Origin of the sequence: Sphingosinicella ginsenosidimutans (assembly GCF_007995055.1) — a bacterium.
Classification (GTDB): Bacteria; Pseudomonadota; Alphaproteobacteria; order Sphingomonadales; family Sphingomonadaceae; genus Allosphingosinicella; species Allosphingosinicella ginsenosidimutans.
Window position 1 is genome coordinate 2,400,055 of record NZ_VOQQ01000001.1, and the last position, 22,303, is coordinate 2,422,357.

Annotated in this window: 22 protein-coding genes and 1 tRNA gene; 17 read left to right on the forward strand and 6 right to left on the reverse strand. The window is 68.0% G+C overall.

Going from position 1 to position 22,303, the window contains the following annotated elements:
- Positions 1 to 36 precede the first annotated feature (36 nt).
- The 7 genes from FRZ32_RS11945 (at position 37) to FRZ32_RS11975 (ending at position 6,629) form a co-directional block, all read left to right on the forward strand.
- The gene (locus FRZ32_RS11945; RefSeq protein WP_147043705.1) at positions 37 to 1,176 is read left to right on the forward strand and encodes an iron-containing alcohol dehydrogenase; all 1,140 of its coding nucleotides are present in this window, start codon (positions 37 to 39) and stop codon (positions 1,174 to 1,176) included.
- Positions 1,173 to 1,622 (forward strand): acyl-CoA thioesterase, encoded by a 450-nt coding sequence (locus FRZ32_RS11950; RefSeq protein WP_243445282.1) that lies wholly within the window; start codon positions 1,173 to 1,175, stop codon positions 1,620 to 1,622. Before FRZ32_RS11945 ends, FRZ32_RS11950 begins: the two co-directional genes overlap by 4 nt.
- Positions 1,615 to 2,058 carry a GFA family protein gene (locus FRZ32_RS11955; protein WP_147043706.1) on the forward strand — a complete coding sequence of 148 codons (444 nt, stop codon included), beginning with the start codon at positions 1,615 to 1,617 and terminating at the stop codon, positions 2,056 to 2,058. Before FRZ32_RS11950 ends, FRZ32_RS11955 begins: the two co-directional genes overlap by 8 nt.
- Complete coding sequence (locus tag FRZ32_RS11960; protein WP_243445283.1) at positions 2,055 to 3,302, forward strand: MFS transporter; 1,248 nt, start codon at positions 2,055 to 2,057, stop codon at positions 3,300 to 3,302. The genes FRZ32_RS11955 and FRZ32_RS11960 overlap by 4 nt, the downstream gene beginning before the upstream one ends.
- Positions 3,299 to 4,051: an alpha/beta fold hydrolase gene (locus FRZ32_RS11965; RefSeq protein WP_147043707.1), complete on the forward strand. Its 753-nt coding sequence runs from the start codon at positions 3,299 to 3,301 to the stop codon at positions 4,049 to 4,051. Before FRZ32_RS11960 ends, FRZ32_RS11965 begins: the two co-directional genes overlap by 4 nt.
- Before the next feature lie 53 nt (positions 4,052 to 4,104).
- Positions 4,105 to 5,964: a M2 family metallopeptidase gene (locus tag FRZ32_RS11970; protein ID WP_147043708.1), complete on the forward strand. Its 1,860-nt coding sequence runs from the start codon at positions 4,105 to 4,107 to the stop codon at positions 5,962 to 5,964.
- A gap of 107 nt (positions 5,965 to 6,071) precedes the next feature.
- Complete coding sequence (locus FRZ32_RS11975) at positions 6,072 to 6,629, forward strand: YbjN domain-containing protein (RefSeq protein WP_147043709.1); 558 nt, start codon at positions 6,072 to 6,074, stop codon at positions 6,627 to 6,629.
- On the opposite strand, the gene FRZ32_RS11980 is transcribed toward FRZ32_RS11975, so the two are convergent.
- Together FRZ32_RS11980 and FRZ32_RS11985 are read right to left on the reverse strand one after the other, a co-directional pair.
- Positions 6,626 to 6,817, reverse strand: coding sequence for a hypothetical protein (locus FRZ32_RS11980; protein WP_147043710.1), 192 nt, complete (start codon positions 6,815 to 6,817; stop codon positions 6,626 to 6,628). The two genes, FRZ32_RS11975 and FRZ32_RS11980, sit on opposite strands and share 4 nt — an antisense overlap.
- A gap of 65 nt (positions 6,818 to 6,882) precedes the next feature.
- The gene (locus FRZ32_RS11985; RefSeq protein ID WP_147043711.1) at positions 6,883 to 7,365 is read right to left on the reverse strand and encodes a peroxiredoxin; all 483 of its coding nucleotides are present in this window, start codon (positions 7,363 to 7,365) and stop codon (positions 6,883 to 6,885) included.
- Positions 7,366 to 7,474: 109 nt separating this feature from the next.
- On the opposite strand from FRZ32_RS11985, the gene FRZ32_RS11990 reads away from it, so the two are divergent.
- The 9 genes from FRZ32_RS11990 (at position 7,475) to FRZ32_RS12030 (ending at position 19,100) form a co-directional block, all read left to right on the forward strand.
- On the forward strand, positions 7,475 to 8,035 hold the full coding sequence (locus tag FRZ32_RS11990) for a YqgE/AlgH family protein (RefSeq protein WP_147043712.1): 561 nt from the start codon (positions 7,475 to 7,477) through the stop codon (positions 8,033 to 8,035).
- 79 nt (positions 8,036 to 8,114) lie between these two features.
- Positions 8,115 to 8,597 carry a carboxymuconolactone decarboxylase family protein gene (locus tag FRZ32_RS11995; RefSeq protein WP_147043713.1) on the forward strand — a complete coding sequence of 161 codons (483 nt, stop codon included), beginning with the start codon at positions 8,115 to 8,117 and terminating at the stop codon, positions 8,595 to 8,597.
- Positions 8,594 to 9,514, forward strand: a complete 921-nt coding sequence (locus FRZ32_RS12000; protein ID WP_205008270.1) for a sigma-70 family RNA polymerase sigma factor — start codon at positions 8,594 to 8,596, stop codon at positions 9,512 to 9,514. The genes FRZ32_RS11995 and FRZ32_RS12000 overlap by 4 nt, the downstream gene beginning before the upstream one ends.
- 111 nt (positions 9,515 to 9,625) lie before the next feature.
- Positions 9,626 to 11,038 (forward strand): adenosylhomocysteinase, encoded by a 1,413-nt coding sequence (ahcY, locus tag FRZ32_RS12005; RefSeq protein ID WP_147043715.1) that lies wholly within the window; start codon positions 9,626 to 9,628, stop codon positions 11,036 to 11,038.
- Positions 11,039 to 11,286: 248 nt separating this feature from the next.
- Positions 11,287 to 14,355, forward strand: coding sequence for a TonB-dependent receptor domain-containing protein (locus FRZ32_RS12010; protein WP_147043716.1), 3,069 nt, complete (start codon positions 11,287 to 11,289; stop codon positions 14,353 to 14,355).
- A 215-nt stretch (positions 14,356 to 14,570) separates the two neighbouring features.
- Positions 14,571 to 16,916 carry a sensor histidine kinase gene (locus tag FRZ32_RS12015; RefSeq protein ID WP_147044463.1) on the forward strand — a complete coding sequence of 782 codons (2,346 nt, stop codon included), beginning with the start codon at positions 14,571 to 14,573 and terminating at the stop codon, positions 16,914 to 16,916.
- Positions 16,916 to 17,353 carry a tRNA (adenosine(37)-N6)-threonylcarbamoyltransferase complex ATPase subunit type 1 TsaE gene (gene tsaE, locus FRZ32_RS12020; protein ID WP_147044464.1) on the forward strand — a complete coding sequence of 146 codons (438 nt, stop codon included), beginning with the start codon at positions 16,916 to 16,918 and terminating at the stop codon, positions 17,351 to 17,353. Before FRZ32_RS12015 ends, tsaE begins: the two co-directional genes overlap by 1 nt.
- Positions 17,338 to 18,342, forward strand: a complete 1,005-nt coding sequence (locus FRZ32_RS12025) for an aminoglycoside phosphotransferase family protein (protein ID WP_243445284.1) — start codon at positions 17,338 to 17,340, stop codon at positions 18,340 to 18,342. The genes tsaE and FRZ32_RS12025 overlap by 16 nt, the downstream gene beginning before the upstream one ends.
- Complete coding sequence (locus FRZ32_RS12030) at positions 18,339 to 19,100, forward strand: nucleotidyltransferase family protein (protein WP_147043717.1); 762 nt, start codon at positions 18,339 to 18,341, stop codon at positions 19,098 to 19,100. Before FRZ32_RS12025 ends, FRZ32_RS12030 begins: the two co-directional genes overlap by 4 nt.
- Positions 19,101 to 19,143: 43 nt before the next feature.
- On the opposite strand, the gene FRZ32_RS12035 is transcribed toward FRZ32_RS12030, so the two are convergent.
- Together FRZ32_RS12035 and folK are read right to left on the reverse strand one after the other, a co-directional pair.
- Positions 19,144 to 19,219, reverse strand: a tRNA-Lys gene (locus tag FRZ32_RS12035).
- A 13-nt stretch (positions 19,220 to 19,232) separates the two neighbouring features.
- A complete protein-coding gene (folK, locus tag FRZ32_RS12040) occupies positions 19,233 to 19,715 on the reverse strand; it encodes a 2-amino-4-hydroxy-6-hydroxymethyldihydropteridine diphosphokinase (RefSeq protein ID WP_147043718.1) in 483 nt (160 codons plus the stop codon).
- A gap of 23 nt (positions 19,716 to 19,738) precedes the next feature.
- On the opposite strand from folK, the gene FRZ32_RS12045 reads away from it, so the two are divergent.
- Positions 19,739 to 20,398 carry a uracil-DNA glycosylase gene (locus FRZ32_RS12045; protein ID WP_147043719.1) on the forward strand — a complete coding sequence of 220 codons (660 nt, stop codon included), beginning with the start codon at positions 19,739 to 19,741 and terminating at the stop codon, positions 20,396 to 20,398.
- Here FRZ32_RS12045 and aguB read toward each other — a convergent pair.
- Both aguB and FRZ32_RS12055 read right to left on the reverse strand, forming a co-directional pair.
- Positions 20,382 to 21,230, reverse strand: a complete 849-nt coding sequence (gene aguB / locus FRZ32_RS12050) for an N-carbamoylputrescine amidase (RefSeq protein ID WP_147043720.1) — start codon at positions 21,228 to 21,230, stop codon at positions 20,382 to 20,384. The genes FRZ32_RS12045 and aguB overlap by 17 nt on opposite strands.
- A 98-nt stretch (positions 21,231 to 21,328) precedes the next feature.
- Complete coding sequence (locus tag FRZ32_RS12055; RefSeq protein WP_147043721.1) at positions 21,329 to 22,303, reverse strand: agmatine deiminase family protein; 975 nt, start codon at positions 22,301 to 22,303, stop codon at positions 21,329 to 21,331.

A 22,303-nucleotide genomic window follows, 5' to 3' on the forward strand; every position in this document is an offset into this window, starting at 1 on the left:
GTGACGCCGCGGCGAATTGCCGATAGGACAGGGGCGATGCAGCCCTTCGAATTCCATTATGGACCGCGACTCGTCGTCGGGCCGGGCGCGTCGCGCCGGCTCGGCGAGGCGCTGCCGCAGGGACGATGCCTGTTCGTGACCGATGCGACGGTGCGTGCGCTCGGCCTTGCCGATGCGGCGCTGGCCGGCCTTGCCGCGGCCGGGATCGATCCGGTGATCTTCGATGCGGTGGAGGCCGATCCGTCGCGCGAGACCGTCGCCGCGACGGTCGCGGCGGGGCAGGGCTGCACCTCGGTGATCGGCTTCGGCGGCGGCAGCCCGATGGATGTCGCCAAGCTCGCCGCCTATCTGATCGCGACCGGCGAGGATCTCGATGGCTTGTGGGGCGTCGGCAAGGCGACCGGCGCGCGGCTGCCCCTGGCGCTGGTGCCGACCACCGCGGGCACCGGATCGGAGGCGACCCCGGTCACCGTCATCACCGTCGGCGCGACCGAGAAACGGGGCGTGAGCAGCGCCGCGCTGGTGCCCGATATCGCGGTGCTCGACCCGGAACTGACCTTGAGCCTGCCGCGCGCCGTCACCGCCGCGACGGGCATCGACGCGATGGTCCATGCGATCGAGGCCTACACCTCGGCGCGGCTCAAGAACCCGATGTCGGACATGCTCGCGCGCCAGGCGCTGACGCTGATTTCGGCCAATCTCATCCGCGCCTGCAATTCGCCTGACGATGTCGAGGCGCGGGGGAACATGCTCCTTGCCTCGCATCTCGCCGGGGTCGCCTTCGCCAATGCGCCGGTCGCGGGGGTTCATGCGCTGGCCTATCCGCTCGGCGGGCATTTCCATGTGCCGCACGGCGTTTCCAATGCGCTGATGCTGACCCATGTGCTCGGCCACAACATGGCCGCGGCGATGCCGCTCTATGCGGAGCTCGGGGCCTTGCTCGATCCGTCCGCCGCCACGCTCGGCCGGCAGGGACAGGCGCAGGCGCTGATCGCCCATCTCGACAGGCTTGCCGACGCCGCGGGCGTGCCGCGTCGCCTCTCGGCGCTCGGCATCGGCGCGGAGCATCTCGACCTGCTCGCGGCCGAGGCGATGAAGCAGGAGCGGCTGCTGATCAACAATCCCTGCCCGATCGGGGAGGGCGATGCGCGCCGGCTTTACGAGGCGGCCCTGTGAGCGTGCCGATGCGCGGCCGCGCCGCTTATCCGGTGTGGCGCGAGATCGCGACCCGCTGGAGCGACAACGACGTCTACGGCCACGTCAACAATGTCGTCCATTATTCCTGGTTCGATACCGCGGTGAACGCCTGGCTGATCGAGGCCGGTCTGCTCGATGTCGATCGCGGCGACCCGATCGGCCTGGTGGTCGAGACCGGCTGCCGCTATGCCGCATCGCTTTCCTATCCCGAGCCGGTCGAGATCGGCCTTGGCGTCGAGCATCTCGGCACATCGAGCGTGCGTTACCGGATCGGCGTCTTCGCGAGGGGCGCGGCCGCTCCGGCGGCGGAGGGGCATTTCGTCCATGTCTATGTGAACCGCGCGGATCGCAGGCCCGCGCCGCTGCCCGATGCGTGGCGCGCGACGCTCGAATCGATCCGCCTGATCGAGGTCGGGCATGGCTGAACGGATGACCGGTGGCTGCGCGTGCGGCCGCGTGCGCTACACGGCCGCGGTCGCGGACAGGGACGCCTATCTCTGCCATTGCCGGATGTGCCAGCGCGCCACGGGGAGTGTCTCGATCGCGTTCAAGAACCTGCGTCGGGCGGACGTCGAATGGGAAGGCGAGCCCGACTGGTACGAAAGTTCGCCGATCGCGCGGCGGCCTTATTGCCGGGACTGCGGGACATCGCTCGGCTTCGCCTATCCCGACAGCGACAAGATGGACCTGACCGTCGCCTCGTTCGACGATCCCTCGCGTTTCCGCCCGGTCAGCCATTTCGGCGCGGAGAGCATCCACCGCGCGTGGATCGACACGGCGGGCCTTCCGGAAACCCGAAGCGACGAATATCAGCCGCTCGTCGATCGCTGGACGAAGGCGACCGCGACCAGCGCCGATTGAGGCTGAACGAACGGGGGATCACGATGCGCTTCCATCATCCGGCGGTGCCGGTCGTGCTCGCCGTGCTGCTGATCGATGCGATCGGCTTCGGCATCGTCCTGCCGGTGCTCCCAAGCCTGATCGTCGCGCTCGGCCATGTCGACCTCACGCAGGCGACGCGGATCGCCGGCTATCTGCTCGTCGCCTATGCCGGCGCGCAATTCTTCGCCGGGCCGGTGCTCGGCAATCTCGGCGACCGGTTCGGCCGTCGGCCGGTGCTGCTCGTCTCGACGATCGCCTTCGCGCTCGATTACCTGTTGATGGCGGCCGCGCCGACGCTGGCCTGGCTGTTCGTCGGCCGGCTGATCGCGGGCATTGCCGGCGCGACCTATGGTCCGGTCAACGCGGTGCTCGCCGACGTGACCGAGCCGGAAAAGCGCGGCGCCACCTTCGGTCTGATGGGCGCCGCCTTCGGCCTCGGCTTCATCCTCGGGCCGGCGATCGGCGGATTGCTCGCGCAGTTCGGGACGCGAACGCCGTTCATCGCGGCGGCCGTGCTCGCCGGCCTCAACGCGCTGTGGATCGCTGCGCGCCTTCCGGAGACGATGGCGCCGGAAGACCGGCGGACGTTCCGCTGGCGCGACGCCCACATATTCGGCGCCTTCCGGCCGCTGTTCAGCGCCGGCGGCGCGACGCCGCTCCTGCTCGCGGCCCTGCTGTGGCAGCTCGGCCATATCGTCTATCCGGCGACCTGGGCCTTCTGGGCGGAAATCGCGCTCGGCTGGGATGCGACGGCGATCGGCTGGTCGCTCGCGGCGACCGGCGTCGTCATGGCGATCGCCCAGAGTATCGTCACCGGTCCGATGATCGCCCGGCTGGGTGAAGCGCGCACCGTCGTCATCGGGATGGCCGTGGGCGCGCTGAGCTTTCTCGCCTATGTCTTCGTGACGCAGGGGTGGCAGGTCTATGCGATCATCCTTGCCGGCGCGCTCCAGGCGCTCGTCTATCCCTCGCTCAATGCCTTGCTGTCGCGGATGACCGATGCGTCGCACCAGGGCGCGCTCCAGGGCGGGATGGCCAGCATCAACAGTCTCGCGGAGATCGTCGGTCCGATCGCGACGACGCAGGCGCTTGCCTTTGGCGCCGAGCATGGCGAGACGGGCGGCAATTTCATCCTCGCCGCGATCCTTGCCGGGATCGCGCTGCTGATCGTCGTCACGCGGGTCGTGCCGCGCGTCCGTATCGGCGATGGAGACAGGGCATGAATGCGACCCGGGAGACCTTTCTCGCGCCGGACGGGCAGGAGCTCGCCTATTGGGAGATGGGCGAGGGGCAGGCGGTGGTTCTCCTCCACGGCCTGTTCTCGGACGCCCGGACCAACTGGATCCGCTACGGCCATGCCGCGGCGATCGCGGCCAAGGGCTTCCGGCTGGTCATGCCGGACCTGCGCGCCCACGGGACGAGCGCCCGGCCGCACGATCCGGCCGCCTATCCGCCGGACGTGCTGGCTTCGGACGGAATGGCGCTGATCGCCCATCTCGGCCTCGTCGACTACGATCTTGGCGGCTATTCGCTGGGCGGGCGGACCTCGGCCCGGATGGTGATCGCGGGGGCGCGCCCGCGCCGCCTGGTGATCGGCGGCATGGGGCTCACCGGTCTGCTCTCCACCCAGCCACGCGCGGAAATGTTCCGCGACGTGCTGCGCGGCCTCGGCACCCATCCGCGCGGCTCCGAGGAATGGCGGTCGGAGGCGTTCCTCAAGACCACCGGCGGCGATCCCGAGGCGCTGCTGCCGCTGCTCGACAGCTTTGTCGACTCGACCGAGGCACAGCTGCGGTCGATCCGCCCGCCGACGCTCGTCGTCTCCGGTGCCGATGATGACGACAACGGCTCCGCCGAAGCGCTCTCCGACCTGCTCGCCGACGGCCGCTATGTCGAGATCCCCGGCAATCATATGAGCGCGGTGGTGAAGCCCGAGCTCGGGCGCGCCATCGCGGATTTCCTCGCCTCTTGACCAGGCTCCCCACGCGGCGGCAGGACAGGGCAAACCACAAGAGGGGATCGAAAATGCGTCGCAGCATCGCCATGCTCGCTTTCGCCGGGACCGCCGGCCTTGCCATCTGCACCGCCGCATTGGCCCAGAGCGGGAGCGCCGTCGCCCAGGCCCCGCACGAGGCCGCCGCGCTCACGGCCGCCGATGCCGATGCCTTCGTCGCCCGCGCCGAGCGCGAGCTCGCCGAATTCTCGCTCATCAACAACCGCGCCCAATGGGTGAACGCGACCTACATCACCGACGATACGAATGCGCTCGCCGCCTATTTCGGCACGATCGACACGGAAATGCGCGTTCGGCTCGCCGGCGAGGCGGCGCGCTATGCGAACGTGAGCGGTCTCAGCGCGGACACGAGACGCAAGCTCGGCCTGCTTCGCAACGGGCTGGTGCTTGCCGCGCCGACGACCGCCGGCGCGGCCGCCGAGCTCAACCGCATCTCGACCGATCTCGCCTCCCAATATGGTCGTGGCCATGCGACGATGAATGGCGAGACGATCGACGGCAACGAGACCGAGGCCCGCATGGGCACGGTGCGCGATCCCACCCAGCTGCGCGAGATGTGGACGAGCTGGAACGACAATGTCGGATCGCCGATGCGCGGCGAATATCAGCGGCTGGTGGAAATCGCGAACCAGGGCGCGCGCGAGCTCGGCTATCCCGATACCGGCGCGATGTGGCGGTCCAAATATGACATGTCGCCGGAGGAGTTCCAGCAGCTCACCGAACGGCTTTGGCAGCAGGTTCGGCCGCTCTACGAGGAGCTGCACTGCTATGTCCGCGCCGGGCTGAACCGTCGTTATGGCGATCAGGTCCAGCCGGCGACCGGCCCGATCCGTGCCGACCTGCTCGGCAATCTGTGGGCCCAGGAATGGGGCAATATCTACGATGTCGTCGCGCCGCCGAACAGCGGCCCGCCGGCCTATGACCTCACCCAGCTGCTCGAGAACGCGCATTACACGCCGCAGCGGATCGTGCAGACCGCCGAGGGCTTCTTCACCAGCCTCGGCTTCGATCCCTTGCCGCAGACCTTCTGGGAACGATCGCAGATCACCCAGCCGCGCGATCGCAACGTCATCTGCCACGCCTCGGCCTGGGACATCGACAATCGCACCGACGTCCGGCTCAAGATGTGCACGCGTGTCAACGCCGACGATTTCGTGACCGCGCATCACGAGCTCGGCCACAATTTCTACCAGCGCGCCTATATGAACCAGCCCTTCCTCTACGAGGACAGCGCAAACGACGGCATTCACGAGGCGATCGGCGACACGATCGCCCTGTCGGTGACGCCGGAATATCTGCACGAGATCGGGCTGTTGCAGGCGAACCAGATGCCGACGCCGGAGCAGGACCGCAATCTCCTCCTGCGCCAGGCGCTCGACAAGATCGCCTTCCTTCCGTTCGGGCTGATGATCGACCGCTATCGCTGGGGCATCTTCTCGGGCCAGATCCCGGCGAACCAATATCAGGCGGCGTGGGACAGGATGCGCCTTCAATATCAGGGCATCGTCCCGCCGAGCCCGCGCACCGAGCAGAATTTCGACGCCGGCGCCAAATATCACGTGCCGGCAAGCGTGCCTTACACGCGCTATTTCCTCGCGCGGATCCTCCAGTTCCAGTTCTTCAAGGCGGCGTGCGACATTGCGGGCTGGCACGGTCCGCTCCACCGCTGCTCCTTCTACGGCAATCGCGAGGTCGGCCGGCGGCTGAACCAGATGCTGGAGCTCGGCCTGTCGCGGCCCTGGCCCGAGGCGATCCAGACCTTCACCGGCACGCGCGAAATCTCGGCCCAGCCGATGATGGACTATTTCCAGCCGTTGATGGGCTGGCTTCGCGAACAGAACCGAGGGCGGCAGTGCGGCTGGCGCTCATGACCGCACTCGCCGTGCAATAGCAACGGCTGGTCGATCTCGGGCTGCGGATCGTTCCGGCTGAGTTCAGGCGGCGCGTTTCAAATCCTGGTCGTTGGAGGGAATGTTCGATGCGCGTCGCCGCGCTGATTGGATCCGTGCTGCTCTGGTCCGCAAACCTTTCGGCGCAGCCATCGCCGGCGCCGCCGGTGCCGTGGAACCCGGCCGCGCCCGAAAACCGCCAGGTGCTGCCGACGTTCAACTACCAGACGGTCGAATCGGTGCTGACCGCGGTCAATGCGCGATTCGAGCGGCGGGGGACGGCGGATCGCCCGGCGCTTGAGGTCACCTTCCGCAACGGCCGCCGCGCGGCGATCCTGTTCGGATCATGCGAACGGCAGGGGGCGGCGTGCAAGGCGATCTCGATCCAGTCGGTCTGGGTCCGGCCTGCGAACATCCCCGCCGATCGGCTCGCCGCCAATATCCAGGGCTTCAACCAGCGCTACGCCTTTTCGCGCGCCTATCTGACGCAGGACGGCAAGCCGGCGCTGCAGCGCTACCTCACCGCCGATTACGGAATCATCCGCGGCAATCTGGCGGTGAACCTGCTCGTCTTCGCCGACCAGGCCGAGCGGTTCGCGGTCGAGGTGCTCCGTCCCGCGCCGGCCGCGCCCGCGGCACGGCGCTAACCGGTCTTGTCCCGGCGGCTCGCGCGGCGTTGCCCGGGCGGCGCCTCGGCCAGCTCGCAGGCGGTGGCGGCGGTCTTGAGCACCGGGCTCAGCCGGTCTCCGCACGCCGCCCGGTTGCGCCGCGCAATCTCCCGCGCGTCCAGAGACGGACGGCGGCCTTCAATTTCGGAATCGGATTCGTCGGTCATGGCCCTTCCCGATCATGGGACTGGGGACATCACCAATGTTCCGCTCCGTCGAAGGTTGCGTTAAATTACAGCTGATTGAGCAGGAATTCGGCGCTCGACACGCTGAACGCGCCAGGCTCCTCGACATTGAGCTCGCTGACGACGCCGTCGTCGACGATCGCCGACCAGCGCGAGCCGCGCTGGCCCATGCCGAACTTGGAGCCATCCATGGTGAGGCCGAGCGCGCGCGCGAAATCGCCATTGCCGTCGGCAAGCATCGTCACCTTGCCCTCGGCGCCGGCGCTCTTCGCCCAGGCCTGCAGCACGAAGGCGTCGTTCACCGCGGTGCAGGCGATCTCGTCGACGCCCTTGGCCTTGAGCTCATTGGCCTTGTCCACGAATCCCGGCAGATGGCGGGCCGAGCAGGTCGGCGTGAAGGCGCCGGGCACCGAAAAGAGCGCCACCTTGCGGCCGCCGAAAAATTCGCCGGTCTCGATCGGCTGCGGCCCGTCGGCCGTGGCCTTGATGAGGGTCATGTCCGGGATTCGCTCGCCGACCTGGATCGTCATGTCAGACTCCGTTCGTGTGAAGACGGGTTGCCCTTAGCAACGGTGGGGCGCCGCCGATAGAGGCCGCCGCGCGTTGCCGCGCGCCGCCGCCGGCGCCTATAAGGGGGTGATGGACGCGCCCAGTTATCTTGTCGGCCAGTTCCTGCTCGCGATGCCCGGCATCGGCGATCCGAGGTTCGAGAAAGCCGTCGTCGCGATGTGCGTCCATGACGAGGCCGGGGCGCTCGGCATCGGGCTTGGCGAGCTGGTGCCGCGCCTCAGGCTCCACGATCTCCTGGCGCAGCTCGACATCCCGGCCGGCGAGGCGCCCAACGCGCCGATCCATCATGGCGGCCCGGTCGAGCCGCAGCGCGGCTTCATCCTCCACACGCCCGATTGGGGCGGGCAGGACAGTATCGAGGTGGCGGGGCGTTGGGTGCTTTCGGCGACGCTCGATGTGCTGCGCGCGATCGCGGAGGGAAAGGGGCCGAGCCGCTGGGTCGTGGCGCTCGGCTATGCCGGCTGGGGTCCCGGTCAGCTGGACGCCGAAATGCAGCGCCACGGCTGGTTCGTGACCGACGGCAGCGATGCCCTGCTCTATGACGAGGATGTCGAGACGCGCTGGGCCGCGGCCTTCCGCGGCGCCGGGGTCGATCCGCGCCTGCTGGCCGCCCATTCGGGGACGGCCTGAAGATTTTTTCGGGGCGCATGTCACATCGCGACCCCGCGTCTCGTCTTGTCGGCGTCACACCTGCTGAAAGGACATGAGCATGACCGCACGCATCAACCCGTACGCCGCCGATCGCCATGCGATGGGCGACTGGTTCGCCTACAGCCAGAAGTCGGAAGCCGCGCTCGACAAGGGCCTCGCCCATCTCGTGAAGGCGCGCGCGTCGATCCTCAACGGCTGCGCCAATTGCGTCAACATGCACACCCAGGAAGCGCGCCGCGACGGCGAGACCGAGCAGCGGCTCTACCTCCTTGCCGCCTGGCACGAGGCGCCGGTTTATACGGACCGGGAGCGTGCGGCGCTCGCCTGGACCGACGCGCTGACCCTCGTCGCGAGCAAGGGGCCGCCGAGCGACGAGACCTATGCCGCGCTCGCTGCCCACTTCAGCCCCGAAGAGCAGGTCCATCTCACCCAGGTCATCAACGTGATCAACGGGTGGAACCGGATCGCGATCGGCTTCGGCCTGTTCGATCCGGATCCGCTCAAGACCGCGGCGGCGGCCCGCCAAGCGATCCCGGCGTGAGCGATCGCGGCGGCAGCGAGGCCGAAGCGGCCGCGGCGAGCTTCGCTCCGCTGCGGCCGGGCCTCCAGCGCGTCGCCTATCGGATGCTCGGCTCCGTCGCGGATGCCGAGGACGTGATGCAGGAGGCCTTCGTGCGCTGGCTGCGAACCGATCGCGGCGCCGTGCGCGAGCCGGAGGCCTTCCTGCGCCGCATGGTGACGCGGCTGTGTCTCGATCAGTTGAAGTCGGCCCGGCGGCGCCGCGAGCTCTATTTCGGCCCCTGGGTGCCCGAACCCGTGGTGGAGTCCGAAGCCGAAGCCGATATCGACGACGCGGTGACACTGCCTTTGCTCATGGCGCTCGAACGGCTCTCCCCGCTCGAGCGGGCCGCCTTCCTCCTCCACGACATTTTCGACCTTCCGTTCGAGGAGGTCGCGACCACGCTGGAGCGCACCCCCGAGGCGAGTCGTCAACTCGCCAGCAGGGCCCGCGCCCATGTCCGCGCCAGCCGGCCGCGCTTTCCGGTGGGGAGGGAGCGCGGGATGGCGCTTGCGGCAGCCTTTCTCGAAGCGTCGCGCGGCGGCGATCTCGGCCGGCTGCGGACCATGCTCGCCGACGATGTCACCGTTCATTCGGATGGCGGCGGCAAGCGGCCGGCGGGCGGGCGCGTCTTTGCCGGGGCGCAGGAGGCGCTGGCAGTCTTCGCCGCCATCGCGCGACTGCAGCGCGGAGCGGGATGGTCGCTGGTCGGCTATCGACGCATCAATGGCCTGCCTGGATTCGTCACCCGCGAAGCCGACGGAATGCTGCAGACGACCGCGCTCCTGATCGAGGGCGACCGCATCGCCGGTGTCTATATCGTTCGCAATCCGGACAAGCTTCGCCATCTCGAGGCAGAGCTGGCGGGGGAGGGGAGCGGCTCACCCGCCACGCGGTGAGCCAGCACATATAAAGATATCTTTATATTTGCATTGGCGCGCGCGACCGACTAGGTGGGCCGCATGCGGCCGCCTCACGGGCGGCCTTCTATCTTTTCAGGAGATCTGGTCGTGGCCACCCAGCCCAAGCCCTCGTTCGACGATTATGTCATTCGCGACATCGCCCTCGCCGATTTCGGCCGCAAGGAGATCGAGATCGCCGAAACCGAGATGCCCGGCCTGATGGCGCTCAGGGCCGAATTCGGCGGGTCGAAGCCGCTCACCGGCGCGCGGATCACCGGATCGCTCCACATGACGATCCAGACCGCGGTGCTGATCGAGACGCTGACCGCGCTCGGCGCCGAGGTCCGCTGGGCCTCGTGCAACATCTTCTCGACCCAGGATCATGCCGCCGCGGCGATCGCCGCCTCGGGCGTTCCGGTCTTCGCGGTCAAGGGCGAGAGCCTTGAGGAATATTGGGACTATGTGATCCGCATCTTCGACTGGGGCGAGGACCAGACCTGCAACATGATCCTCGACGATGGCGGCGACGCCACGATGTTCGCGCTGTGGGGCGCGCGCGTCGAGGCCGGCGAGGCGCTGTTCACGCCTTCCAACGAGGAAGAGGAGATTTTCTGCGCGACGCTGAAGCGCTTCCTCGCCGAGCGTCCGGGCTATCTCACGAAGACGGTGCAGGCGATCAAGGGCGTGTCGGAGGAGACCACCACCGGCGTCCACCGCCTCTACGAGCTCGCCAAGAAGGGCAAGCTCCCGTTCCCGGCGATCAACGTCAATGACAGCGTAACCAAGTCGAAGTTCGACAATCTCTACGGCTGCCGCGAGAGCCTGGTCGACGCGATCCGCCGCGCGACCGACGTCATGCTCGCCGGCAAGATCGCCTGCGTCGCCGGCTTCGGCGACGTCGGCAAGGGCAGCGCCCAGTCGCTCCGCAACGGCGGCGCGCGCGTCCTCGTCACCGAAATCGATCCGATCTGCGCGTTGCAGGCGGCGATGGAGGGCTATGAGGTCGTGACGATGGAGGAGGCCGCCACCCGCGCCGACATCTTCGTCACCGCGACCGGCAATATGGACGTGCTGACGCTCGACCATATGCGGGCGATGAAGAACATGGCGATCGTCTGCAACATCGGCCATTTCGACAGCGAGATCCAGATTTCGGCGCTGAACAACATGAAGTGGACCGAGATCAAGCCGCAGGTCGACGAGGTCGAGTTCCCCGACGGCAAGAAGATCATCGTCCTGTCCAAGGGCCGGCTGGTGAACCTCGGCAACGCGACCGGCCACCCGAGCTTCGTGATGAGCTCGAGCTTCACCAACCAGGTGCTGGCGCAGATCGAGCTGTGGACCAAGTCCGACCAGTATCGGAACGAGGTCTACGTCCTTCCAAAGCACCTCGACGAGAAGGTGGCCGCGCTCCACCTCGACAAGCTCGGCGTGAAGCTGACCCGGCTGAACCAGAAGCAGGCCGATTATATCGGCGTGCCCGTCGAAGGCCCCTTCAAGCCGGATCATTACCGCTACTGATCCAATTCGCGTGCCCGGTGCCGGGACGCCGTGTCGTCGCGAACCGGGCCGCACGGGCAGGCGCGGGGATCGGCCGCGACGATTTCGCGCGCCCGGCCAGGCGGTTGTGGCATTTTTGTAACAGATCGACCGGATTAATCATTCCGGGGGCGTCGTTACCCCTTGCCACGCCTACACTTTTCGGGCCAACAGCGCCGCTTGGAATCCGATCCGTAGGGCAAACTAGCCCGCTTCAGGGGGAACTCTAAATGACTGTGATTCGCAGAGCGATTTTTAGCACCGTTTCGCTTGCCGCCATCGCGGCCGTCGGCCTGCCGGCTGCCGCCCATGCCCAGGATGCCTCGACGCCCTCCGCGGCGACCGATTGCTCGACGCTGCCGACCCCGGCGCAGCAGGACGAGTGCCGTCACGCGCAGGCACCGGCTGGAACCGCGCTGCCCGATCAGGCCGAGGGCCAGACTGTCGTCGTGACCGGTTCGCGCATTCGCCGCTCAAACTTCACCGCGGCCGAGCCGCTGACCGTGATCACCAATGAGGAGATCACTCAGGCCGGCTTTATCAGCGCGACGGACGCGCTCCAGAGCACGGCGGTCACCGCCGGCGGCGGCCAGATCAATAATTATTTCGGGGGCTTCGTGACCGACGGCGGCACTGGCGCCAACACGCTCGGTCTGCGCGGCCTGGGCCCGGCGCGCACCCTGATCCTGCTCAACGGCCACCGGCTCGCGCCGGGCGGCACGCGCGGCTCGGTTCTCTCGGCCGATCTCAACGTCCTGCCGACTGCGATTATCGACCGCATCGAGATCCTGAAGGCCGGCGCGTCGTCGATCTACGGTTCGGACGCGATCGCGGGCGTCGTCAACATCATCACAGACCGGCGTCTGCAGGGGCTGCATCTCGAAATGCAGACCAACGTCCCGCAGGTCGGCCACGGCATCGATACTCGCGTGTCGGGCTCATTCGGCTTCCAGGCCGGCCGTCTCAGCGTGATCGGCTCGCTTGAATATCGCCGGCGCCAGGCGCTGGCGCGCGCCGATGTTCCGTTCTTCTCCTGCCCGATCGGCGGCTTCCTCAACGGCGAAGGCAGCGAGTTCGGCTCGGGCGACGCGTTCGATCCCAGCGATCCCCGGGATTGCTTCACGCTCGACAATGGCGGCGTGACGATCAATACCCTTGGCCTTCCGACGCGCCAGGCGATTGGCCGCACCAGCGGCACGGTCGGCAATTTCAACCGTTTCGTTCCCGCTCCCGAAGTGACGACGGGTCCTTTCCCGGGCTATCTCGGCGTCGGCACCTACGATCGTGACACCTTCGACCGTCGCCAGGAGCAGGAGCCGCTGGTCAACGGCGAGGAAACCTATACCGCTTTCCTTTCCGGTACCTATGACGTCGGCACCGCGCTCGGCAACGCGGAGATTTATGGCGAGTTGCTCATCAATCGCCGCAACTCGTCGGCGCCGCTTTATCGGCAGCTCGCTCTGGATTATCTCCAGGGCAGCCCGCTGCTTCCGGCCGACATCCGTGACGGCATCTTCTCGAACCCGGTCAACACGTCGAGCGGCGTGCCGGTCGCGGCCCGCGCCTTCATTGGCTGGGGCCTGACCGATTCGACCCAGCAGGTCGATTACGTCCGGGCTTCGGGCGGCATTCGCGGCGACTTCTTCTTCCCGCACTGGCGCTATGACGCCTATGTCGGCAAGTCGTGGAACGACGGCACCTATGAAACCGAATCGTTCCTGATCGACCGTGTTGCGGCGTCCACCGACGTGGTCGCCAATGGTGACGGCACTTTCCGCTGTCGCAGCGCCGCCACGAACCCGAACTGCGTTGCGGCTCCGGCCCTCAGCGCGGCGGTGATCGGTGGCGATCTGCCGCAGGCATGGCGCGACTACATCCTGCAGAACACGATCGGTCATACGCAGTTCCGCGAGACCACCTTCGCGTTCAACATCGACGGTCCGCTCTTCCGCCTGCCTGGGGGTGACGCGCAGCTGTCGCTCGGCGTGGAATATCGTCGCCAGAGCATCAATGATCAGCCCGATCCGAATGCGGTCAACGGAAACCTGCTCGGCCTCACCGCCGGCACGCCCACCGTCGGCAAGGACAACGTGAAGGAGGTCTTCGGCGAGCTTTTCCTGCCGCTGCTGGCCGATCGTCCGTTCTTCTATCGACTCAATCTCGACGGTTCGGTCCGTTACACGGACTATGCGTCCTACGGTTCGGACACGACTTACAAGATCGCCGGCGAGTGGGAGCCGGTCCGTGGCTTCGCCTTCCGCGGTAGCTACGGTACGTCCTACCGCGCCCCGGCGCTTGCGGAGCAGTTCCTGGGGGCCACCAGCGGCTTCCTCGGCGCCGACTCCGATCCGTGCTCCGATCTTCCGGATCCGGCGGATCAGTCCCCGAACGAGCAGATCGTCGCCGCGAACTGCGCGTCGATCGGTCTGCCGGCGGACTTCCACCAGACCAATGGCATCACCGTGTTCCAGGTTGGTGGCGCCGAAGCGGGGCTGAAGGCGGAAACGTCGACCAACTGGACCGTCGGCGCGGTGGTCTCGCCGCGGCTTCCGAATGCGATCGGTCAGCTCTCGCTGTCGCTCGATTACTTCGACGTGAAGGTCAGCAACGGCGTGTCGCAACTCGGTGCCAGCACGATCCTCAGCCGTTGTTACGGGGATTCGAGCTTCGATCCCACGGGCGGCTTCTGTCGCTTCGTTGATCGCGACGCCAATGGTGGTCTTGAGGTCACGACCAGCTACGTGAACCTCTCGGAGGACATCCGGAAGGGTTACGAGTTCAACGCCCGCTATGCGAACAACATCTTCGGCGGTCGGTTCATCTTCAACGCCCGCGTGACGCATTACACGGAGCAGTCGAGCCGGCTCTTCCCCGAAGAGTTCCTGGCTGACGCGAACGGAACCGTGGATACGCCGAACTGGGTCGGCAACTTCGACGCCAGCTACACGTATCGTAACGTGACGTTCCGCTACGGGATCGACTGGATCGATGGTGACCATCATCGCACGTACGATTATTTCGCGTTCGACAACCTGACCGGCATTACCGATCCGGATCTGGTCCAAGCCTATCGGGATAATTACTATCTCGAAGTGAACGACTACTTCCTTCACAGCGCGTCGATCCAGTTCAACATCGGCGATCGTTACCAGTTCACGATCGGCGTGCGGAACCTGTTCAACACCGCTCCGCCGCGTATTACGGCCGTCGGCTACAACACGATCGGCAACGCGCCGCTCTATTCCGGCTATGATTATGTCGGGCGGCAGTTCTTCGCGAACGTGAACTTCAACTTCTGATCGCGATCCGCGATCGATCGATGGAAGGGCTCCGGGAAACCGGGGCCCTTTCCTTATGGGCGCTGTTTCGCCCAAACCTTCAGCCCGCGCTTTCGGTGCGGGGCGAGGGAAGCTAAGTTGCATCGATGGGCCTCATCCTGATCCCGTTGCCGCACCTTCGCGCGCAGCTTTGCGCGGATCGGTGACGCGTGGCCGGACCGCCCTCGCCCCTGTTCATGTCGCTTGCGCTCTTCGCCGGGGCCTGGCTGGCCGTGGCGGCATGGGCGACCTTGCGGGGGCGCCGACGCGCGGCCGCCGGCGCGCGGATTATCGAGGAGCACGCCCGGTTCGCCGCCTTGCTCGAGAGCGGGCCGGCCGTGCCGCTTCTCATCGATGGCGACGGGACCCTCGCTGGTTCCGATCGCCTCGCCGGAATGCTCGGGCTCGACCGGCTTCCCGGCCTGGTGGCGGAATTGTTCGGGGCCGAAGCGCCGTTCGCGCCGGAGGATGCCGATGCGATTCGGGGGCAGATCGCCGATGCCGCGTCGGGCGCGCCCTTTTCGGTCATTGCCCGCGCGGCGCAGGCTCCGCGCGTCTGGCGGATCGACGGGGCGAGCGCGCCTCCGGCCTTCGGTTCGCGCGCGGTGCTGCTCTGGTTCACGGACGTCACCGAGGCCGAGGATCGCGCCGCCGCGCTTGGCCACCGCCTTCAGCGCCGGTCCGAGGCGCTGGAGGCGCTGTCGCGACTGATCGAGGCCGCGCCCTTCCCGATCTGGCATCGCGGACCGGATCTGTCGCTGACCATGGTCAACGGCGCCTATGTCGCGGCGGTCGAGGCCGAGGATGCCGATGCCGTGGTGCGCGAAGGGATCGAGCTGGTCGACGAGCCGCCACGCGACCTGGATGGCGCGTTCCAGGCGCCGAGCGACCGCTTTGTACCGGCCACCATCGCAGGCGCGCGGCGGATGATGCGCGTGGTCGAGGTCCCGCTCGGCAATCACGGCCGCGCGGGCTATGCCATCGATGTCGAGGACCAGGAACAGGCGCGCGCCGAGCTGCTGCGCTTCGAGCGCGCCCAGCGCGACATGCTCGATCGGCTGTCCGCGGGCGTCGCGCAGTTCGGCCGGGACCGCGGGTTGATCTTCTTCAACCAGCCATTCGCCCGCATGTTCGGCCTTCCCGCCGATTTCCTCGCCGATCGGCCGGAGTTCGACCGCCTGATCGATCAGATGCGCGAGGCCGGGCAGTTGCCGGAGGTGCGCGACTATCCGGAATGGAAGGCGGAGCGCCGTCAGTGGTTCACCAGCGGGCCCGGCGCGGACGAGGAGGATTGGCTGCTCGCCGGATCGCGCCATGTGCGCGTCGTCGCCCAGCCGCTTCCCGATGGCGGCCTGCTGCTGATCTTCGAGGATCGCACCGAGCAGATTCAGCTCGCCAGCGCGCGCGACACGCTGCTTCGGGTCCGCAGCGCGACGTTCGACAATCTGTTCGAGGCCGTGGCGGTGTTCGCCTCGGACGGCAGGCTCAGCCTGTGGAACAGCCGTTTCCGCGATCTCTGGGGCTTCGAGGAGGAGCAGCTCGCCGCCCATCCGCGCGTCGACGCGCTGACGCCGCACCTCGCCGGCCGGCTGAAGCGCGCCAACCATGCCGGCCTGGTGCGCGAGCTGGTTCGCAGCGCCACGCTGGAGCGCAAGCAACGCACCGGGCGCGTCGGCCTCGTCGACGGGCGCGAGTTCGAATTCGCCGCGGTGCCGCTGCCGGACGGCAACGCGCTCTTCATCATGCTCGACATCACCGACAGCCGGAAGGTCGAGGCCGCGCTTCGGGAGCGGACCGCGGCGCTCGAGGAGGCGGACCGGCTCAAGACCGCCTTCGTCTCCAACATGAGCTATGAGCTGCGCACGCCGCTGACCTCGATCGGCGGCTTCGCGGAAATGCTCGACGGCGGCTATGCCGGGCCGCTTTCGGACACCGCGCGGGATTATGTCGCGGCGATCCTCGACAGCGTCGGGCGGCTCGGCGCGCTGATCGACAATGTGCTCGATCTGACGCAGAGCGAGACCGGCGCGCTCCTCCTCGCCGAGGACGAGATCGAGCTTGCGGGGCTGTGCGACGATGTCGCGGCCGCCGAGCGCGAGGCGGCGGCGCGCAAGTCGATCGATCTGGCGGTCGAGGTCGACGCCTCCGCCGGAATCGTCACCGGCGACACGCGCCGCCTCGCGCAGGCGATCGGCAACGTGCTGGCCAACGCCATCGCCTATGTCGACGAAGGCGGCCGCGTCCTGCTGCGCGCCGAGGGGGATCGAAAGGCTGCGCGGATCATCGTTTCGGACAATGGTCGCGGCATTTCGGCCGCGGATCAGCAGCGGGTGTTCGATCGCTTTCACCGGACCGCCGAGGTTCGCGGTGAGAATGCCCCGGCGATCGGTCTCGGCCTGCCGCTCGCCAAGCAGTTCGTGGAGGCGCATGGCGGCACGATCGAGCTCCAGTCCGAACCGGGGCAGGGGACGACGGTCACGATCTCCCTGCCGCGCACCGCCGATCAGCAGGCGGCGCATCCGGCGCGGGGCTCGCGGCGGTGATCCTCCTTGACGATGCCGAGGCGACCGAGGCGTTTGGCCGTCGCCTCGGCGCGCTTCTGCGTCCCGGCGATGTCGTCGCCCTGTTCGGCGATCTCGGCGCTGGCAAGACGACGCTGGCGCGCGGGATGCTGCGCGGGCTCGGCCACGCCGGCGACGTCGCCAGCCCGACCTTCCCGATCGTCCAGGCCTATGCGCCGCCGGATACGCGGCTGCCGGTCTGGCATGTCGATCTCTATCGGATCGAGGAGGCGGGCGAGCTCGACGAGCTCGGCCTCGATGACGCGCGCCTCGATTCCGCCCTGCTGATCGAATGGCCGGAGCGCTTGCCCGCCTTGTGGCCCGACGCGCTGCGGCTGACCCTCGTCCCGCATGGCGCCGGACGCGCCTTGACTTCGCACCTGCCGCCCGCTTGGGGAAGCCGATGGCCGCCGAGATGATTCCACCGCCGCATGCGCCGGCCTTCCTCGCCGCGCACGGATGGGAAGGAGCTGAGATCAGGCCGCTGGCGGGCGATGCGAGCTTCCGCCGCTACTTCAGGGTCCATCGCGGCGACGAGACGGCGGTGCTGATGGATGCGCCGCCGCCGCACGAGGATCCACGGCCGTTCGTCGCGGTCGCGGAATGGCTCGGCGGAGCGGGCCTGTCGGCGCCCGCGATCCTCGCCAGCGATCTTGAGGGCGGGCTGCTTCTCCTCGACGATTTTGGCGATGCGCGCTTGCGCGAGACGCTCGATGCTGCGCCGCATCGCGAGGCGGAGCTTTATGCGCTCGCGGTCGATCTTCTCGTCCACCTCCATCGCCGGCCCGCAATGCCGGGCCTGAGGCCGCACGGGCTCGAACAGTGGCTGGAGGAGCTGCGGCTGTTTCCGGACTGGTATTGCGCCGCGCTCGGCCTCGATGTCGATGTCGACGCCTATCTCGGCGCCTGGCGCGAGGTGCTGGCGCCGGTTGCCGCCGACGGGCTCGGCCCGGTCACCGTCCTTCGCGATTTCCACGCCGAGAATATCATGCTGGTGGCGGGCCGCGACGGCATCGCGCATTTCGGCCTTCTCGATTTCCAGGACGCGGTCGCCGGTCATCCGGCCTATGATCTCGCCTCCGTGCTCGAAGACGCCCGGCGGGACGTCACCCCTGCGATCGAGGCCGCGATGGTCGCCCGCTATCGCGAGGCGAGCGGGCAGGGGCCCGGTTTCGAGACCGCCTATTGGACGCTCGCGGCGCAGCGCAACACGCGCATCCTCGGCGTCTTCACGCGGCTGTGGAAGCGCGATTCCAAGCCCGGCTACAAGGCGTTCCAACCGCGCATGTGGGGCCTGCTCGAACGCGATCTCGCGCACCCGGCGCTTGGCCCGGTCAGGGCCTGGTTCGACGCCAGCGTGCCCGCGCCGGCACGCGCCGCGGCCTGGCCGGCGGGAGCGATCGCATGAGCCGCTACCGCAAGCCGCTCGCGCTGCGGCCGAGCCCGGGCGTCGACGTCCCGGCGACCGCGATGGTGATGGCGGCCGGCCTCGGCAAGCGGATGCGCCCGCTCACCGCGACGCGTCCCAAACCGATGATCGAGGTCGCCGGCAAGCCGCTCATCGATCATGCGCTCGATCGGCTCAAGGCCGCCGGGGTCCGCAAGGCGATCGTCAACGTCCACTATCTCGCCGACGCGATCGAGGCGCATCTCGGCAATGAGAAGGGGATCGAGATCGTCATCTCGGACGAACGCGGGCGGTTGCTGGAAACCGGCGGCGGGCTGGTGAAGGCGCTGCCGCTGATCGACGCCGATCCGTTCCTGGTCGTCAATTCCGACAATCTGTGGATCGATGGGCCGATCGACACGCTGAAGCTGCTCGCCTCCTTCTGGAACGAGGCGAAGATGGATGCCCTCCTGCTGCTCGTCCCGCTGGCGCGCGCCCATTGCCACCACGGCCGCGGCGATTTCCACATGGGGCCGACAGGCGAGCTTCGCCGTCGCAAGCCGCATGGCGTGGCGCCCTTTGTCTATTCCGGCATCCAGATGGTCTCGAAGCGCCTGTTCGGCGGCGACCTGCCCGACGGGGCCTTTTCGACCAATATCCTGTGGGACCGCGCGATCGCGGCGGGGCGCTGCTTCGGCGCGGTTCATCAGGGCTTGTGGTTCGATGTCGGCCGCCCTGAAAGCATCCGCGAAGCCGAAGAGGTCCTGAAGGAAGCCTGAGACGCCCGCCCGGTTCGGCGCGCGTCGTCCGTTCCCGGGAGGATGGTGAGCCCAGCTGGGTTCGAACCAGCGACCTACTGATTAAAAGTCAGTTGCTCTACCGACTGAGCTATGGGCCCTCAATCGAGCCGCTCACCTACGGACGGGCCGGGGCCGGGTCAACCGGGCGTGAAGCTGGCGCACGGTGAGCCCGGTCAGCGGATCGCGCCAGTCCGGTGCGATGCGGGTGAGCGGATCGAGCACGAATCGGCGTGTCCGGAAGGATGGGTGGGGAATGACGGGCCCCGGTCCGCCCCAGGGGCCTTCCGACCAGAGAATGATGTCGAGATCGAGCACGCGCGGACCCCAGCGCCGCCCGCGCCGCCGCCCGAACGCGCGCTCGATCCGCTTTAGGCGTGCCAGCATCCGCTCCGGATCGAGGTCGCTCTCGACGATCGCCGCGGCATTGGCGAAGGCGCGGCCCGCCGGCCCGAGCGCGGGCGTCGCCAGGGTCGGCGAGACAATCCGGACACCGCCGATCTCGCGGAGCGCCGCGCGCACCACCCCGGCCGGCGCGCCGTGGCGGCCGTGGCGGCGGTTCGAACCGATCGCGATCGCATAGCTTGTCCTGGCCATCCCCGTCGGCCTAGACGCTCCGGGTGCCGCCCGAAAGCCCCGTCCCCGAAGCCGAAGCGCCGCGCGATTGCCCGCTCTGCCCGCGCCTCGTCGCCCTGCGCGAGGAGTTGCGCGATCGCCATCCCGACTGGTGGAACGCGCCGGTGCCGGTCTTCGGCGATCGGCAGGCCTGGCTCGGCCTCGTCGGCCTCGCGCCCGGAATGTGGGGCGCGAACCGGACGGGGCGACCCTTTACCGGCGACTATGCCGGCGATCTTCTCTTCGCGACGCTCGGCAGGTTCGCTCTGGCCGAGGGCGTCTATGAGGCGCGCCCGGATGACGGCGTGATGCTCACCGGCTGCATCATCCTCAATTCGGTCAAATGCCTGCCGCCGCAGAACAAGCCGCTGCCGGCCGAGGTCGCGCATTGCCGGCGCTATTACGAGGCCGCGCTGCCGCTCCTGCCGAACCTTCGCGTGCTGATCGCGCTCGGCCGCATCGCGCATGACAATGCCGTCCGCACCGCCGGCGGCCGTCTTGCCGACTTCCCCTTCGCGCACCTCGCCGAGCACAAGCTGCCCGATGGGCGCGTGCTCATCGATAGCTACCACTGCTCGCGCTACAACCAGAATACCGGCCGCCTCACCACGGCGATGTTCGAGGCCGTGTTCGCGCGGGCGATTGAGCTCAGATGTCCTGCGTAAGCCGTCCGTAAAGCTCGGGCCGGCGGTCGCGGAAGAAGCCGAAGGCGGCGCGGTGGCGCTTGGCGGCAGCGAGGTCGAGGGTGGCGGTCAGCACGCCGGTCTCGGTCGCGCCGAATTCGGCGATGATGTCGCCGCGCTCGTCGCAGATGAAGCTGTGGCCGTAGAAGACCTGGCCGTGCTCGTCGCCGATCCGGTTGGCGGCGACGACCGGGACGACGTTCGAGACGGCATGGCCGATCATCGCCCGGCGCCAGAGCCGCGACGTGTCGAGATCGGGATCGTGCGGCTCGGTGCCGATCGCGGTCGGATAGAAGAGTACCTCCGCGCCCATCAGCATCAGGCTGCGCGCGGTTTCCGGATACCATTGGTCCCAGCAGACGCCGACGCCGAGCGTCGCTTGCGGCGTGGGCCAGGTCTTGAAGCCGGTATTGCCGGGGCGGAAATAGAATTTCTCCTCATAGCCCGGGCCGTCGGGAATGTGGCTCTTGCGATAGACGCCCATGACCTTCCCGTCGGGGCCGATCATCGCGAGGCTGTTGTAATGATGCGGCCCGTCCGCCTCGAAGAAGCTGGTCGGGATGGTGATTTCGAGCTCGGCGGCAAGGCTTTGCATCGCAAGCACGGCCGGATGCTCGGCGGTCGGCCGCGCATTGGCGAACAGGCCCTCATCCTCGATCCGGCAGAAATAGGGGCCTTCGAACAGCTCCGGCGGCAGGACGACCTTCGCGCCCTTGCCCGCCGCCTCGCGGACGAGCTCGGAGACGCGCCGGATATTCTCCGCCATGTCGTCGGTGAAGCCGAGCTGGAGGGCAGCGACAGTGAGCTTAGACATTCCCATCTCCGTTCGTCCCGAGCGCAGTCGAGGGGCGCCGGCACGGACTCATCATTACGCCCCTCGACTTCGCTCGGGACGAGCGAACAGGCAACGGGCTATTTCGGCACTTGCTGGCTGATGCAGTGGAAGCTGCCGCCGCCGGTGAGCACATGATCGGCGCGCAGGCCCACCGCCTTGCGCCCCGGGAACAATGCGTCCACTGCCGCGACCGCCGCCGTGTCGCTCGCGCCGCCATAGAGCGGCACGACCACCGCCGCATTGCCGATGTAGAAGTTCATATGGGAGGCCGGGACGATTTCGCCATCCCGCTCGATCCGGCCGGGCGAGGGGAGGGGGACGACCTTCACCCCGAATGCCTCGGCGCGCGCCTTCGCATCGGCATAGACGGCGGCGTTGGGATCGCCTGCCGCCGGCTCCGGGATCGCCAGCACGCCTTCCGCAACGAAGCGGGCGAGATTGTCGACATGGCCGTCCGTATGGTCGTTGATCAGCCCCTCGCCGAGCCACAGCAGCCGATCGATGCCGAGATCGGCCGCAAGGCGCGCCTCGATCGCCGCCTTGTCCAGCCCAGGATTGCGGTTCGGGTTGAGCAGGCATTGCTCGGTGGTGACGGCAAGCCCGGTTCCGTCGACGTCGATCGCGCCGCCCTCCAGGATCCAGTCGTGCGCGTCCGGCGCGAGCCCGATCGTCTCGGCCAGCCGCGCGCCGATGCTGTCGTCGCCCGCCAGTTCATATTTGCCGCCCCAGCCGTTGAACCCGAAGCGCGCGGCGCGCCGCGATCCGTCGCGGCCGAGGATGATCGGCCCGGTATCGCGCAGCCAGATGTCGCCGAACGGCTCGACCAGCACTGTCGCGAACGGCGCCAGATTGCGCGCCGCCGCCGCGGCGTCCTCGTCCGCCGCGACCAGCCGCACCTCCTCGCCCGCCCCGTCGGCATGGACCGCGCGCGCGAAGGCCGCGACCTCGTCCCGCGCCGGGCCGAGATCGTCCTCCCACAGGTCGGCATGGCTCGGAAACCCGATCCACACCGCCTCGTGCGGCGCCCATTCGGGGGGCTGGCGAAGCACCAC